Source organism: Kitasatospora sp. NPDC048407, from assembly GCF_043200475.1.
In the GTDB taxonomy this organism is placed as follows: domain Bacteria; phylum Actinomycetota; class Actinomycetes; order Streptomycetales; family Streptomycetaceae; genus Kitasatospora.
In genome coordinates this window covers 370,175-385,437 of the sequence record NZ_JBICXW010000002.1, presented here as the reverse complement: position 1 = coordinate 385,437, position 15,263 = coordinate 370,175, and the positions used below count along the sequence as shown (strand labels likewise).

Annotated in this window: 12 protein-coding genes, 1 pseudogene and 2 riboswitches; of the genes and pseudogenes, 6 read left to right on the top strand and 7 right to left on the bottom strand. The window is 71.6% G+C overall.

Annotation, left to right across the window (positions count from 1 at the left end; genetic code table 11):
- Positions 1-12 precede the first annotated feature (12 nt).
- On the bottom strand, positions 13-1,536 hold the full coding sequence (locus ACGFWJ_RS07100) for an MFS transporter (protein ID WP_392946083.1): 1,524 nt from the start codon (positions 1,534-1,536) through the stop codon (positions 13-15).
- Positions 1,537-1,852: 316 nt separating this feature from the next.
- Here ACGFWJ_RS07100 and ACGFWJ_RS07095 point away from each other — a divergent pair, with 316 nt between their 5' ends.
- Entirely contained in the window at positions 1,853-2,659 is an 807-nt protein-coding gene (locus tag ACGFWJ_RS07095) for a TetR/AcrR family transcriptional regulator C-terminal domain-containing protein (RefSeq protein ID WP_387648000.1), read from the top strand.
- Positions 2,660-2,911: 252 nt separating this feature from the next.
- Positions 2,912-4,192 (top strand): carbohydrate-binding protein, encoded by a 1,281-nt coding sequence (locus tag ACGFWJ_RS07090; RefSeq protein ID WP_392946080.1) that lies wholly within the window; start codon positions 2,912-2,914, stop codon positions 4,190-4,192.
- A 100-nt stretch (positions 4,193-4,292) separates the two neighbouring features.
- Here the strand turns inward: ACGFWJ_RS07090 and ACGFWJ_RS07085 are convergent, their stop codons facing one another.
- Both ACGFWJ_RS07085 and ACGFWJ_RS07080 read right to left on the bottom strand, forming a co-directional pair.
- Positions 4,293-4,784 carry a hypothetical protein gene (locus ACGFWJ_RS07085; RefSeq protein WP_392946078.1) on the bottom strand — a complete coding sequence of 164 codons (492 nt, stop codon included), beginning with the start codon at positions 4,782-4,784 and terminating at the stop codon, positions 4,293-4,295.
- 85 nt (positions 4,785-4,869) lie between these two features.
- Positions 4,870-5,067, bottom strand: coding sequence for a DUF664 domain-containing protein (locus ACGFWJ_RS07080; protein ID WP_392946076.1), 198 nt, complete (start codon positions 5,065-5,067; stop codon positions 4,870-4,872).
- Positions 5,068-5,220: 153 nt separating this feature from the next.
- Positions 5,221-5,328, top strand: a riboswitch (ZMP/ZTP riboswitch).
- 42 nt (positions 5,329-5,370) lie between these two features.
- Here ACGFWJ_RS07080 and ACGFWJ_RS07075 point away from each other — a divergent pair.
- The 3 genes and pseudogenes from ACGFWJ_RS07075 (at position 5,371) to ACGFWJ_RS07065 (ending at position 8,237) form a co-directional block, all read left to right on the top strand.
- A pseudogene (locus ACGFWJ_RS07075) lies at positions 5,371-6,806 on the top strand (glycine hydroxymethyltransferase).
- 225 nt (positions 6,807-7,031) lie between these two features.
- Positions 7,032-7,493: a hypothetical protein gene (locus ACGFWJ_RS07070; protein ID WP_392946075.1), complete on the top strand. Its 462-nt coding sequence runs from the start codon at positions 7,032-7,034 to the stop codon at positions 7,491-7,493.
- A 36-nt stretch (positions 7,494-7,529) separates the two neighbouring features.
- Complete coding sequence (locus ACGFWJ_RS07065) at positions 7,530-8,237, top strand: tyrosine-protein phosphatase (protein ID WP_392946073.1); 708 nt, start codon at positions 7,530-7,532, stop codon at positions 8,235-8,237.
- A 197-nt stretch (positions 8,238-8,434) separates the two neighbouring features.
- Here ACGFWJ_RS07065 and ACGFWJ_RS07060 read toward each other — a convergent pair whose 3' ends face one another.
- Both ACGFWJ_RS07060 and ACGFWJ_RS07055 read right to left on the bottom strand, forming a co-directional pair.
- Entirely contained in the window at positions 8,435-9,856 is a 1,422-nt protein-coding gene (locus ACGFWJ_RS07060; RefSeq protein ID WP_392946071.1) for an MFS transporter, read from the bottom strand.
- 123 nt (positions 9,857-9,979) lie between these two features.
- Positions 9,980-11,227, bottom strand: coding sequence for an MFS transporter (locus tag ACGFWJ_RS07055; RefSeq protein WP_392946069.1), 1,248 nt, complete (start codon positions 11,225-11,227; stop codon positions 9,980-9,982).
- A gap of 397 nt (positions 11,228-11,624) precedes the next feature.
- Positions 11,625-11,791: riboswitch (cyclic di-AMP (ydaO/yuaA leader) on the top strand.
- Between the two features lie 3 nt (positions 11,792-11,794).
- Between ACGFWJ_RS07055 and ACGFWJ_RS07050 the strand changes: the two genes are divergently transcribed.
- Positions 11,795-12,937 (top strand): transglycosylase family protein, encoded by a 1,143-nt coding sequence (locus ACGFWJ_RS07050; protein ID WP_392946067.1) that lies wholly within the window; start codon positions 11,795-11,797, stop codon positions 12,935-12,937.
- Between the two features lie 22 nt (positions 12,938-12,959).
- Here the strand turns inward: ACGFWJ_RS07050 and ACGFWJ_RS07045 are convergent, their stop codons facing one another.
- Together ACGFWJ_RS07045 and ACGFWJ_RS07040 are read right to left on the bottom strand one after the other, a co-directional pair.
- Positions 12,960-14,108, bottom strand: coding sequence for a CapA family protein (locus tag ACGFWJ_RS07045; RefSeq protein WP_392946065.1), 1,149 nt, complete (start codon positions 14,106-14,108; stop codon positions 12,960-12,962).
- Between the two features lie 116 nt (positions 14,109-14,224).
- On the bottom strand, positions 14,225-15,151 hold the full coding sequence (locus ACGFWJ_RS07040) for a diiron oxygenase (RefSeq protein WP_392946063.1): 927 nt from the start codon (positions 15,149-15,151) through the stop codon (positions 14,225-14,227).
- Positions 15,152-15,263: the final 112 nt, after the last annotated feature.

The following is a 15,263-nucleotide window of genomic DNA, read 5'->3' as shown; positions in this document are numbered from 1 at the left end:
ATTGACGAGACGTCACACCGCCTGGTGCTCCCCTTCCTTGCGGGGTTCGGCCGGTGCGTCCGCACCCTCGGTGCTCTCCCCCTGCGCGCCCTCGGCACCCTCGGGGCGGGCGTGCTTGGGGAGCAGGAAGATGGCGGCGAACACCACGGCCATCATGCCGATCTCGAACCAGAGGGTGAGCTGCTCGGCGTTGGCGAAGTCGGCGGTCTTCAGCCGCTCGAAGAACACCGTACCGAGGATGGCGCTGCCGAGCGCGCCGCCCAGCTGCTGAACGGCCGTCAACGTGCCCGAGGCCGAGCCGGTCTCGTGCGTGTCCACCGAGGCGAGCACCATGCCGAAGAACGGTGCCATCACCAGGCCCATGCCGAGGCCCGTCACCAGCAGCGCCGGCACGGTCTGCCACGGGGTGACGCCCGCGCCCTGGCTGTGCAGCGTGTACATCAGGCCGAGCACGCCGGCCAGCATCACCAGCAGGCCCGCGTGCATCACCTTGCGGCCGAAGCGCTGCAGCGCCTGCGAGGTGACGAACGCGATCACCATGCCGATCGAGGCGGGCACCCCTGCCAGGCCGGACTTCAGTGGGCTGTAGTGCAGACCCAGCTGGGTGTAGAGGCTGAACGTCAGCCAGAAGCCCGTCATGGCGGTGAAGAAGATCAGGCCGAGCACCATGCCGCCGCTGAAGCCGCGCTTGGCGAACAGGCTGGGCTCGACCAGCGGGTCCGCCCCGGTGGCCTTGCGCCGCGCCTCGTACCAGCCGAACACTCCGAACACCGCCACGCCGACCGCCAGCAGCGCGAACGCCCACAGCGGCCAGTCGTGCTCACGGCCCTGCACCAGCGGGTAGATGACGGTGGCCGCGCCGAGCGCCGCGAGCAGCGCGCCGACCAGGTCGAGCCGGACCGTGCGCCCCTCCGCCTGGGCGGGAAGGAACACCCGGCCGCCTATGAGGGCGAACAGGCCGAGCGGAATGTTGATCAGGAAGATCATCCGCCAGCCGGTGCCGGCGAAGTCGGCGTCGATCAGCCAGCCGGCCAGGATCGGGCCGCCGACCGTGGACAGGCCCATCACCGGACCGAACAGGCCGAAGGCCGTGCCCTGCTCGCTCGGCGAGAAGATCTCCTTCATGATGCCGAGGCCCTGCGGGAGCATCACGGCACCGAGCAGACCCTGGGCGATCCGGGCGGCGATCAGCTGCCACGGCTCCTGGGCCACGCCGCAGGCGAGCGAGCCGAGCGTGAACCCGGCCGCGCCGAGCATGAACATCCGCCGACGACCGAAGATGTCGCCGAGCCGGCCGCCGGTGATCAGGCCGATCGCCATCGCCAGCGTGTAGGCCGCGCCGAGCCACTGGATGGTGGACTCGCCGCCGCCGATGTCCTGCCGTATCGCGGGCGCGGCGATGTTCGTCACCAGCGAGTCGAGCAGGTCCATCACCTCGGCGGCGAGGATGACGAACAGCGCGACCCAGCGCCAACGGTAGGGCTCGGCCGCGCCGGGCGGCTTCGCCAAGGTGGTAAGTCCGACCGCATCGGTCATTGCTAACTCCTGCTGAATGCCAGGGCGCGGTGGACGGTGGGCCGCGCAGTGAACGGTGTTTCTTCTAACGAACACTGTTCTACGAGTCGAGCAGCGTTCCCGTCAAACGATTTAACCCCGACTTCTCCCGGAGGGCGCCCCGGACCCACCCCTGACCCGCCCCCGACCTGCCCCAGACCCGCTCCCGACCTGCCCCAGACCCGCCCCGAGGCTCCCACGATCGGCTCTCGAGCCGGGTGCTTCGCCCACCGGTCGAACGGCGTTCGTCCCGAGTACGATGATCGACATTGGACGTTCAGCGAAAGCAGGTGGCCCGATGTCCGCGCAGATGCCCTCGATCCCGTGGCACAAGCCACGCAAGGCCGACCCGCGCCAGCCGCTCAGCCGCTCGCTGATCGTCGAGACCGCCGTCCGGGTGCTGGACGCCGAGGGCCTGGCCGGGGTGACGATGCGCCGGATCGCCCAGGAGCTCGGCACCGGCCCGGCCTCGCTGTACGCGCACGTGGCCAACAAGGAGGAGCTGTTCGACCTGATGCTGGAGCGGGTGGTGTCGGAGATCCGGCTGCCGCTCCGGCCGGAGCCCGAGCGCTGGAAGGAGCAGATCACCGAGATCTGCTTCGAGGCGCAGCGGGTGCTGACGGCCCATCGGGACGTGTCGCTGGTGTCGCTGGGCAGCATCCCGGTCGGTGAGAGCCAGTTGCGGATCACCGAGTTCCTGCTCGACCTGCTGCTCCAGGTCGGTCTGCCGCCGCAGGTGGCGGCCTGGGCGCTGGACGCGCTCGGCCAGATCATCGACACCGACGCGTACGAGGCCTCGGTGTACACCGACCGGATGGCCCGGGGAACCGACCTCGGCGCCTACTTCGACCAGCTGCGCGGCTACCTGGACGATCTGCCGACCGACCGTTTCCCGACCATTCAGCGCCTGGCGGGCACCATGATGACGGGCGACGGCGACCAGCGGTACGCGTTCAAGATCGAGGTGTTCCTGCGCGGCGTGGAGTCCTACCTCCCGGCGAACGCACCGGCCCCCGCCGTCGCCACAGAGCCCGGCCCCGACCCGGCGTCCGACGGGCCCGCCTGGCACGGCCCGTCGGGCGGGGCGGACGGCACAGGAAGCTGACGGGGCACCGAAACCCTCCGGGCGCCCGGCATTCGACGTCGCGCGCGCCGGGCACCGGGCGCCGGGCGTCAGGCGTCAGGCGTCAGGCGTCAGGCGTCAGGCGTCAGCAAGGGTTGACGACCATCCGGCGCAGGTCTATACCAGTGGGCAGTCACGTCAACCTCGGCTCGGTACCCGACCGTTGACCCGGCCGCGCGCCCCCACTTCGCGCCCCCGGGCCGCCGTCCTCGCCGCCTCCTGGAGAGGTCTTCGATGGAACGCGCACTCCCCCCACACCCCCCTGCCGTCGCCCCGGCGCGCCACCGCCCGCGCCGCGCCCTCGCGGTCGCGCTGTCCGTGTTCGCCCTGCTGGCCGGCGGGGTGGCCGCCGTCACCGCGTCCGGGTCGGCGAACGCCGCCACCACAGACGGGCTCGGTTCCAACTGGTACGCCTCCGCGCCGTATCTGATGCCGGAGGACAACAGCCCGCCGAACGCCGCCGCGGTGATGGACGCCACCGGCCAGAAGGCCTTCCAGTTGGCGTTCATCCTGGCCCAGGGCAGCAGTTGCAGCCCGTCCTGGGGCGGAACCTCCTCGATCGACTCGGACACCACCATGCCTGCGGTGATCCAGACCATCCGCGCCAAGGGCGGCGACGTCTCGATCTCGGTGGGCGGTTACGGCGGCACCAAGCTCGGCCAGACCTGCGGCACTCCGGAGGCGACCGCCGCCGCCTACCAGAAGGTGGTCACCAAGTACAACCTCAAGGCGATCGACTTCGACCTGGAGGAGCCGGAGTACGAGAACACCGCCGCGATCCACAACGAGATCGGCGCGGCCCGGATCCTCCAGCAGAACAACCCGGGCATCTACATCTCCGTCACCACCGCCGGCACCAACGCCGGCACCGGCTGGTTCGGCACCCAGATGCTGCTGGAGGCCAAGTCGCAGGGCTTCACGCCGAACAACTACTCGATCATGCCGTTCGACGGCGGCTTCAACGGGGCCGCGGCGCAGACCGACGCGCTGGTGAAGTTCAATCAGATCCTGCAGAGCACCTCCGGCTGGAACGAGGCCACCGCGTACGCCCACGAGGGCGTGTCGATGATGAACGGCCGCACCGACGCCGCCGAGTACTTCAGGCAGGCCGACTTCCAGACCGTGCTGGACTTCGCGACCGCGCACCGGCTGGCCCGCTATACCTACTGGTCGGTCAACCGGGACCGGCAGTGCCCCGGCACGGTGGACCCCGGCCTGTCCGGGTCGTGCTCCAGCGTGGCGCAGAACGACTGGGACTTCACCAAGTTCACCGTGCGGTTCGCCGGTGCGACCCCGCCCACCGGCTCGTCCTCGCCTTCGCCCAGCGGCAGTTCCAGCTCCTCGCCGGGCACCACCACGTGCAGCCCGGTCTGGCAGCCGACCACCACCTACGTGGGCGGCGACAAGGCCAGCTACAACGGCCACAACTACCACGCCAAGTGGTGGACCCTGAACGAGAACCCGGCCGCCGGCGGCCAGTGGGGCGTGTGGGCCGACGACGGCCCGTGCACCTGAGCCCCTGCGCCCCTCGGAACGCCGAACGGGCCGCCCACTCCCAGGACTTCTGGGGGCGGACGGCCCGTCGGTGTCTGTCGGCAGTCGGTGTGACGGCGCGTCAGACGGTGGCGCGGTTGCGGTACTCCTCCACGACGGCGCGGGTCGAGGGCAGGTCGGCCAGCGGTTCGCCGACCACCCGGGAGGCCAGCTCGGTCGCCACCTTGATGACGTCCTCGCGCAGCTCGGCCTCGGCCAGCACCTTGTCGGCAGCAAGCTGCACGTGCGCCTCGGCCACCAACTGCTCGCGCTGCTGGAGGCCCTCGGCGCGCAGGGCGGCGACCAGGGCCGCGCCCTCCTCGGCGGCGGTCTGACGGATCGCGGCGGCCTCGTGCCGGGCGGCGGACAGCTCCGCCTGGAACTCGTCACGTATGCGTTCGGCCTCGGCGCGGGCGGCCTCGGCGCGGGCCAGACCACCGTCGGTCTTGTCGTGGCGTTCGGCGAGCGTCCGTTCGATGCGCGGCAGCACCACCTTGCCGAGCACCGCGGACAGGAAGAAGAAGAGAATCAGGCCGAGGATCAGCTCGGGCACATTCGGTTCGAGAGGTCCCATACTCAGTATGTTATCCGGTCACCTGACGCGCCGTTCGATCGGGCCCGCCTCATCCCCCTTGCTCCGAACGGCACTTCGGCATCTCTCAGGCGCCGACCACCCCGTCGAGGTGCTCACGCAGCAGGTCCGCGTGACCGTTGTGACGGGCGTACCCGGTCGTGAAGTGCAGGAACGTTATCCCCAGCGACTGCTCCTCCAGCAACTGCCGGTACTCCTGCTCGGCACGGGCCGGGTCCAGCAGGTCGAAGTCGGCGTCCTTGTGGCCCTCAACGGTCAAGGTCATGCGCACGATCGTGCCGAACGCCCGCACGGGCGCACGGGCGCACGGGCGCACGGGCGCACGGGCGCACGGGCGCACCAGGGAGTTTCCGCCGCCGGGCGGGGATGTGCCCTGGCCGGGGCTGGTCCGGACCGGGCGTGGGTGGTTGGTAGAGTCGCGGTGAGCCGTGACTGGCGCGCTGGGATGGATTTCACCATCGGGGAGCGGCTCCGCACGGAACCCGCGGGTTCCGACGTGCTGTAGCCGAGCGCCTGGGCCGTCCGAATCGTCGCCATTCCGAACGAGGAGACCGCCTTGGCCGAGTCCCTGACCCCGCACACCTTCGGCAGCCCCGCCGCCGACACCGCCTTCCGCAGCGCACTGGACGTGGTGCGCGCCGTCGAGCCGCGGATCGCGGCGGCGATCGGCGGAGAGATCGAGGACCAGCGCGCCTCGCTGAAGCTGATCGCCAGCGAAAACTACGCCTCGCCCGCCGTGCTGCTGGCGATGGGCAACTGGCTGAGCGACAAGTACGCGGAGGGCACCCCGGGCCGCCGGTTCTACGCGGGCTGCCGGAACGTCGACACCGTGGAGTCGCTGGCCGCCGAGCACGCCCGGGAACTGTTCGGCGCGGAACACGCGTACGTGCAGCCGCACTCCGGTATCGACGCCAACCTGGTGGCGTTCTGGGCGGTGCTCTCGCAGCGGGTGGAGAGCCCGGCGCTCCGGCGGGCCGGGGTGCGCAACGTCAACGACCTGAGCGAGCAGGACTGGGCAGAGCTCCGCCGCGAACTGGGCAACCAGCGGATGCTCGGCATGTCGCTGGACACGGGCGGCCACCTGACGCACGGCTTCCGACCGAACATCTCCGGCAAGATGTTCGACCAGCGCAGCTACGGGACGGACCCCGTGACCGGGCTGGTCGACTACGACGAGGTCCGGCGGATCGCCCTCGACTTCCAGCCGCTGATCCTGGTCGCCGGGTACTCGGCCTACCCGCGGCTGGTGAACTTCCGGAAGATGCGGGAGATCGCGGACGAGGTCGGCGCGACCCTGATGGTCGACATGGCGCACTTCGCGGGCCTGGTCGCGGGCAAGGTGCTGACCGGCGACTTCGACCCGATCGCACACGCGCAGATCGTCACCACCACCACCCACAAGTCGCTGCGCGGCCCGCGCGGCGGCATGGTGCTGTGCACCTCCGAGCTGGCCGAGCACGTCGACCGGGGCTGCCCGCTGGTGCTCGGCGGCCCGCTGTCGCACGTGATGGCCGCGAAGGCCGTCGCGTTCGCGGAGGCCCGGCGTCCCGAGTTCCAGGTGTACGCCCGCCAGGTGGTGGACAACGCGCACGCACTGGCCGAGGGCCTGCTGAAGCGCGGCGCCCGGCGGTGACCGGCGGCACCGACAACCACCTGGTGCTGGCGGACGTCTCCTCCTACGGCCTGACCGGCCGCCAGGCCGAGGCGGCGCTGCTGGACTCGGGCATCGTCACCAACCGCAACTCCGTTCCGCAGGACCCGAACGGCGCCTGGTACACCTCCGGCATCCGCCTCGGCACCCCCGCCCTCACCACCCGCGGCCTCGGCACCGCGGAGCTGGACGAGGTGGCGGACCTGATCCACACCGTCCTGGCCGCGACCTCCGCCGCCGGCTCCTCCAAGGCCCAGTACGTCCTCGACCCCGCCATCCGCGACGCGGTCGCCAAGCGCGCCGTCGACCTGCTGGCCGAGCACCCCCTCTACCCCGGCATCACCCTCAGCTGACCGACCGTCCCTCCCCCTGCGTCCCTGCATGTCCCCGATGCCCGCAAGCCGGCCCCGCGGCCAATTCCGTTGCCCGATAAGGCCGACGGCGACGCGGCGGCTCTGCTAGCGTCGCGCGGACCGCGTGCGTGGGCATGCAGGGGGCGGGGGGCGAAGGTGTCGGAGACCGGGGAACGCGCAGTGCGATGGGCGATCGGCCTCACACTGCTGACCGTCTTTACCCTGATGAGTCTGTGGGTGGTACGCCTGTTCACCGCCGAAGGGCTGCCGGCCGGCGACCGGCGCGCCTGCAAGGGCACCGTGCTGTCGCTGGACCAGGCGCTGGCCGCCTACGAACTCGACCTGCCCGCCGGGGCGACGGACCTGCACTACCTCGCCCGGGTCGATCCGGAGAGCGGCCGACTGCACGTCGCGGTGGCGCTTCGCAGCACCCGCGCCGCAATGACCGACTACTTGCAGCAACATGGCCTGACGGCCGATCAGCTGGCGCACCTGGACGACAGCGCCTACCCGCACGGCGACGTCATGGACTACGCCGGCCTGTGCGGCAACACCGCGAAGGTTCCCGCGGTCTCGGTCCCGCTGAAGCCCGTCACCAGCACCGAATCGGCCCGGGTGGCGGTCGAGCTGGACGGCCCGGCCATCCGCGAGAACACCGCGGTGGTCCTGGCCGTCGTCCCCACCTAGGAGTGCCGTGGGCCGGCGCCCCCGGGGCCGCCTAGGATGGCCGGCGTGATCGCGGACGAACCGATGGCAGCGGAAGCGGACGGGACCGCCCTTCCCGGGGTGCGCAACTTCCGGGACGCGGGCGGGCTCGGGGCACTGCCCCACGGCATCCTTTACCGCTCCGGTGCGCTGGACCAGTTGACGCCCGACGGCGCCCGGACGCTGCTCGGCCTCGGTGTGCGCACCGTCCTCGACCTGCGCAGCACGCCGGAGGTCACCGCCCGCCCGGATGCGCTCGGCGACAGCGGCATCCGGCACCTGCACGTCCCCGTCTTCGCCGAGCAGCGCTGGCCCGAGGAGCAGGCCGAGCTGTACCCGCTGATGGCCGAGCTCGCCGGACGCCCGGCCGCCGCGCTCGTCCGGACCTTGCTGGCCGCCGAGCGCCGGGCCGTCCTGGTGCACTGCGCGTCCGGCAAGGACCGCACCGGCGTGGTGGTCGCGCTGGTGCAGTCGCTGCTGGGCGCCGGGGAGCCGGAGATCCTCTCCGACTTCCTGCGTTCCAACGCGGCACTGGGACTCACCGCCCACGACCCCGACGTCCCCGGCCACGCCGGCCGCCCGGTCGCGGCCGTCCACCTGCGCCGCGCCCTGATCTCCGTCCGCTCCCACCACGGCACGCTCGAGGAGCACCTGCGCGCCCACGGCGCTCGAACCTCCGAACTCGCCTCCCTGCGCACGGAGTTCCACCCCACGGCCTGCCCGTAGGGCCTTCCCGGCACCGTCGCACCGGCCTGCCGCGACGCACCCGCCGCAGCATCCTGTTCCGCCTGAACCTCCTCCGTTCCCCACGCTGCCCGACACCCGCACGGCATCGCATCGCTCGTCCTCTGACTGCGACCCCGGTGCCATGACCCCGGGATTGCCGCCCCTCGCCACCGCCGGCGACAACCGCCGGCGGCTGATCAGTTGCGCGGGTGCGTCTCGTACATCCGCACCGCCACGGTGACGCCGGCCACTGCGGTCAGCGCGGCGACCGCCCAGATCGCGGTGGTCACGCCGTAGGCGTCGGCGAGGATGCCCGCCACCAGCGCTCCGACCGCGAAGCCGCCGTCACGCCACAGCCGGTAGACGCCGACGGCGCGCGCCCGCCATGCGGGGTGGGCGACGTCGCCGATGACGGCCAGCAGCGTCGGGTAGACCAGGGCGGTGCCCGCACCCAGCAGTGCCTGGGCGGCGGCCCACACGGGGAAGGTCGTCCCGACCGCGACCAGGCCGAGGGCGGCGGCCTGCAGCAGCATGCCCGCGGTGATCAGGTGCTTGCGGCCGATCCGGTCGGACCACCAGCCGGTGAGCATCTGCCCCGCGCCCCAGACGGCCGGGTAGAGCGCGGCCAGGATGCCGATCCGGCCGATCTCCAGACCGTGCGCGGCGTACAGCAGCGGAAAGATGCCCCAGGCGAGGGCGTCGTTGAGGTTGTTGACCATACCGGCCCAGCTGGCGCTGGACAGCGCCCGGTCTCCGAGGCTGGTGGTGCGCGCTATTCGGGCGGTGCTGAGCGCCGCCTGGTCGTCGCCACCGGCGTTCGCGCGGGCAGTGGCCGCATCCTCCGGCATGGCAGCGACCGTACCCTCCGGCGAGGCCCCGCCGGCCGCTCCCTCCAGTGCCGTGCTTGTGGTGACCGCATGGGCGGCGGCCTCCGCCCGGGCGTGCTCGCGCGTCTCCCGGACGGCGGCGACCGTCAGGCCCAAGCCGAGCGCGACGTAGGCCGCGCCGAGCAGGAACGGCTGTGGGCGCAGACCCCAGTGGGCGGCAATGGCGCCGGTGCCGGTCGCGGTGACGGCCACCGCGAGGTAGCCCGCCGCCTCGTTCAGGCCCATCGCGAGGCCGCGCCGGGCCGGGCCGACCAGGTCGATCTTCATGATCACCGTGGTGGACCAGGTGAGGCCCTGGTTGATGCCCAGCAGCACGTTCGCCGCGACGATCCAGCCCCAGGTCGGGCCCCAGGCCAGCATCGCCGGTATCGGCAGGGCCACCAGCCAGCCCGCGATCAGCACCGGCCTGCGCCCGTACCGGTCGGAGAGGGTGCCGGCGAAGAAGTTGGTGACCGCCTTGGTCGCGCCGAACGCCAGGATGTACGTCAGCGCACCCGTGTAGGCGGACAGGTGGAAGACCTTGTCGGCGAGCAGCGGCAGAACCGTCCGCTCCTGCCCGAGCATGCCCCCGACCAGGGCGTTGACCGCCACCAGCAGGCCGAACTGCGCGAGGTTGGCGCGCAGCCCGAGCCGGATCGGGCGGCCACCGGGCCCGCCGGCCGGGATGGCGGGCGGAGCAGTGGTCGGCGCGGCTGCCCGGGGTGGCAGCGGGCGCTGGGCCTCGACGGACATGGACGGCTCCCGGGTGGTGCGTGATGCGTGGAACGTGGTGCGTGGAACGTGGTGCGTGGTGCGGTGCTCCGCCGGCGTTGACCGCGCGGCGTGCACGACGAGCCTATTCCACTCTTTCATGGATTACTGGATAGGTGCGTCCACCTGTGGTCGTGCGGGCAGCTTCCGGACGGCCGGCAGCGCGAGCAGGAGGAGGGCGGCGGGCACTCCCAGCGCGGTCATGCCGAACAGCGTTCGGTGCACGCCGATCCCGTCCGCGAGCGGGCCTGCGAGCACCAGGCCGAGTGGCATCAGCGCCACCGAGATCAGGTGGTCGTAGGAGCTGACCCGCGACAGCACCTGCTCGGGTATGTGCACCTGGAGTGAGGTCTCCCACAGCACGAAGCAGAGCGAGACGCCGACTCCGGTGCAGGCCTCCAGCAGGGCGATCACCGCGACCGGAGCACCGGATCCGATGATCAGCGCCTGGCAGGAGGCAATCGCCATCCCGACGGCCGCCACCGCCATCGGCCGGGCCGGTTTCAGGCGGTAGGCGCAGACGTCTCCGACGATCGAGCCGAGGCCGAAGGCGGTGACCACCACGGCCCAGGCGCCGGCCCCGCCCCACTCGCGGTCCGCCAGGACCGGGCCGAGCACGAACACCGAGGGCAACACCACCACGTGGTACACCGCGATCGCGAGCATGCCCGACCACACCCAGGCCCGTTCTCGCACCTGCCGCCAGCCGACCCGGAGTTCGGCCAGGAACCCGAGTCGCTCGGCCTGCTCCGCACTGGCCCGCCCGCCCACCGCACCGAGTCTCGCCAGCACGGCGGCGCTGGCCGCGAAGCTCGCGGCATCCACCATCAGGGCACCGCCGGGCCCGGCAAGGGCGACCAGCGCGCCGGCCAGCACCGGGCCGATCACCAACCCCACCGAGTGGACGAGCCCGCGCAAGGCATTGGCCTCGCCCAGCCGTTCACCGGACACCAGCAGCGGGATCAGCCCGGTGGAGGCGGGCAGGAAGAACGCGTCCGCCACCCCGAACACCACCATCAGCAGTGCCAGCACCCCGACCCGGGCCGTCCCGGTGAGCAGCAACACCGCGACGGCCGCCTGGACCACGCACCGCACCAGATCGGAGGCCAGCATGATCCGCTGTCTTGGCATCCGGTCCGCCCACACGCCGCCGATCAGCATGAACACCAGCACCGGCAGCAGGCCCGCCGAAGCCACCAGGCCGACATCGGCGGCCGACCCGCCGATCGACAGCACGGCGAACGGCAGCGCGACGAACGACACCCTGTCGCCCAGGACGGACAGCGACTGGCCGACGAACAGACGGGCGAACTGGCGCTCCACCCGGAGTACTTCGGGAATCAGCACAGCCACGGGCACCTCCACAGCGGGTCGGGGAACAGCGATCACCGCGATGGTAGGAAGCTCCCGAAGCAGCTGTCGCGCGATTTATCCGCAACGCCTGCAATGCCCGGATATCGCTCAACTCGCTTTAATTCCACGGCATTTGATGACAATTCAGCTTCCAAGGCCCAAGCGGGACCGTCCGCCTTCCCTCCCCCCGCTCCCCCAATCCCACCGATCGGCCAGACTTTCGCACCCGACCATCGGACCGCCGGATCACCCGACCGCCCGACCGCCCGGGCAGCGCAACTCGGCCGTAATACGGCCGCGATGAGCTTGTGATTGCTCCGTTCGAGTGATTAGGCTCGGTCCGGCCCGCACCGCCGGGCCCCGCACGCGGCAACGCCGAACCCTGTCCGCCGCGTTGCCGGGTCGACCACCACAACCCTTGGACAGGGACGGGGGAACCAGGTACGTCGCCGCCCCCACGGCTAGGGGTGAAGCCTCCGCACCGGCTCCCGCCGGCACACGGCGGCCGGGCCTCCCTCCGGTCCGAACCCGACAGCTCACCTCGCAGGCGTGCGGAGAGGATCTGGCATGCTCTTCACGGGTTCCGGGCGCCACCGTCGGCAGAGCCAGGCGGAGAAAGCCGCCGAGCGGGCGATCGCCGCAGCCGGCGTCGCCGGCGTCGGCCTCGCCCTGCCCCTGCTCGCCGTGACGGGTGCGCAGGCCGCCCCCAGCACGGTCTGGGACCGGGTCGCCGACTGCGAGAGCGGCGGCAACTGGAGTTCCGACTCGGGCAACGGCCTGTACGGCGGCCTCCAGATCACCGCCCAGCGCTGGATCGACTACGGCGGTACCCGGTACGCCGAGCTGCCCAGCGGAGCCACCCGCAGCCAGCAGATCGCGGTCGCCGAACGGATCCTGGCCACCGAGGGCCCGCAGCCATGGGTGTCCTGCGCCGACACGGCGGGCCTGCGCACGGTCAGCGCCCCCGGCGTGGTGGACAACAACGACTCGGCGGACGAATCGGGTGCGCTGCGCGGCGCCCGCGGCATCGCCGCCGTCAACACCGCCTCGGACGGCACCGTCGCCCCGCAGAACGCCACTCCGGTGTTCTCCGGCCTGCCCGGCTACGACCCGGTGTACCACGTGTACTGGTACGAGAAGAACGGCGGTTGGTTCTGGACCAGCCACCAGAGCCTGTACGAGCGCTACATACAGCTGACGCACCCCCAGCCGCCTGCGGCCACGCCGTCCCCGGCCCCCACCCCGGAGAGCCCGGCCACCCCGACCGCTCCGACCGCTCCGACTACGCCGACTGCGCCGTCGACCGACCCGAGCCCGACCCCGACCACACCGTCCGACAACCAGAACGGCAACGGAAACGGGAACGGCGCCGAGAACGGCAACGGCACAGGCCACGGCAACGACCAGGGCCAGGGTCAGGACAGCCACGGCAACGGCGGCACCCAGCAGCCCACCACCCCCGACCCGGCCACCACCACGCCGCCCCCGAGCGCCTCCACGCCCGGCAGCGCGCCCGCGCCCGCCGAATCCCCGTCCGCCGCGACCCCGTCCCCGCAGCCGTACACCGTCGGCCCGGGCGACACGCTGGCGAAGATCGCCCGCAGCCACGAGCTGAACGGCGGCTGGAGCGGTCTCTACCAGAGCAACCAGCAGGTGGTGGGCGAGAACCCGGACCTGATCCACCCGGGCCAGGTGCTGAACCTGGGCTGACGGCCGCCCGGTCGAGCCGCCGTCACTTCGGGACGGCGGCCAGTCCGGTGCAGCCGCGCAGGCCGTCGCGGCGCTGCTGGGCGGCCTTCGCCGCGCTGCCGGTCTGCGGGACGGGCACGCCGCGGCCGTCGATGTGGGCGGGGGTGAAGGTTTCTCCGGTGACGCGTCCGTCGGTGCTGATGGTGAGTGTGGTGACGCCGGTCTCGTCGGAAGCGGTGTAGTTCGAGGTGCCGTACCAGAGGAAGTTGCCGAAGCCGTACGCCACGTAGGTGTTCCCGAGCATGCCCGCGCCGAGCATGGTGTGGGCGTGGGTGCCGACCACGGCGGTGGCGCCGGCCGTGGCGAGCTTCTTGGCGAGTGCGGTCTGCGCGGCGGTCGGGCAGGCCACGCCTTCCTCGCCCCAGTGCAGGTAGACCAGCACCACGGGCGCCTGCGCCTTGGCCTCGGTGACGGCGCGCAGCAGGGCCTTCTCGTCGAACGCGGAGGCGATGCCGGCCTTGTGCTCGCCGGCCCGCCACTTCTGGTTGGTGATTTCGTCGACCTGGCTCGCCGCCAGGACGGCGACCTTTGTTCCGCGCACGTCGGCGATGTGGGGCGCGAAGGCTTCGGCCGTGTCCTTACCGATGCCGATCAGCGGAATCGGGGAGTTGGCCTTGGCGGCGAGGGTGTCGGCGAGGCCGTCGGCGCCGAAGTCGACGGCGTGGTTGTTGGCCTGGGAGAGCACGTCTATCCCGGCGTCCTTGAGCGCGGTGAGCGCCTTGGGGCTGGTGCGGAACGTGTAGGTCTTGGGCTCGGGCTTGCCGCGGCCGGTGATCGCGGTCTCCAGGTTGAGCACCGCCAGGTCGGCGGCGGACAGGGTCTTGGCGATCGGCCCGAGCGCGGTCTCGCCGGCGGGGGCGGTCAGCCGGGAGCCGGTCCGGCCCTCGAAGTGGACGTCGCCCGCGAAGGCCACGGTGATGCTGCCGGCGGCGCCGCTCGGCGCGTTGTCGCCCGAACCCGTGCTCGGAGCACCCGTCGTTCCCGGGCTGCCGGACGTTGCACCTCCGGCGGAGTCCCCGGCGGGGGCGGCGGCCGTCGTCCCGCCGCCCCCGGATGGCGTCGATCCGCCGCATCCGGCGACGGCGGTGAGCAGCAGGACGGCGGCAGCGGTGGTGAGTGGTGCGCGGCGCATGGTGATTCCCCCGGATCGTTCGCTGCGTCGCACTGTATCCGCGCCACTCGATCACCGGAAGCCCATCTCGCCACCAAATGATCACAACTGTGCGACCTGATCCGCCGTCGAACCGCTCAGGCGATCACTCCGGCCGCGCGCAGCAGCCAGCGGTTGGCGCGGCCGACCAGTCCGGCCCGGTCCAGCACGCCGATCACCTTCTGCGCCATTTCTGTCTTGGTGGTGCGCCAGTGCGGGTTGGCCCGGGCGACGGCCTTGCCGATCTTCGGGTCGATGCCGACGGCGGCGTAGAGCCGGGGGTGGATCAGCGCGGTGGTGGCGTAGTAGATGACCACGCCGAGGAACAGCTGTTCCCACCGCCGTTGCAGCGGCCCGAGCCGCTTGCGGACGAGTTCCTCGCGGGCGTAGGTGATGTGCCGGGACTCTTCGATGACGTGGATCCGGGAGACCTGCCGGGTGAGCGGCTGGACGGTGTCGTCGTTCATCATTTCGCGCTGGAAGGCGTCCAGGATCTCTTCGACGTACATGGTGCCGCCGAAGGTCTGGCTGTGGGTGGAGATCGCCTTGAACAGCCGGCCGAGGTTGTGGGCGACGAATCCGGCACCGTACGCGGGGACACCCATTTTGGCGATCATTCGGGCGAACATGATCGAGTGCCGGCATTCGTCCGCGATCTCGGTGAGCGCGTACTGGACGTGGTTGCTGGTGGGGTCCCGGTCGAAGGCGTGGCGCAGCAGCATCTGCATGAGGATCTCCTCGAACCAGATGCCGACGCTGGCTATCGAGGCGACCTCGTGCTTGGAGAGTTCGACGCGCTCGCCCTCGGTCAGCCGCTCCCACAGGTCGGTGCCGTAGAGGGAGAGGTGGCGGGGCGGGCAGTAGTAGGCGCCGGGGACGGGGTCGGCGTCCCAGTCGACGTCGTTGAGCGGGTTGAACGAGAGCTTCGCGGAGGAGGCGAGCAGGCGTTCGGCGGTGCGTTCCCGGTCGGGGGCGGTGCGCTCGCGGTCGGGGGCGCCGGGGGTGGCGGCGGGGTGGGGCGGCATGCCGGCTCCTTCGCGGTGGGGCGGAGTCGAGGGTGGTCGGGGCGGAACGGTGCCACTGCCGCGAAGGTAGAAGTTATTAGACTGTCCGTCAATACACCGCGCACAAGGAGGC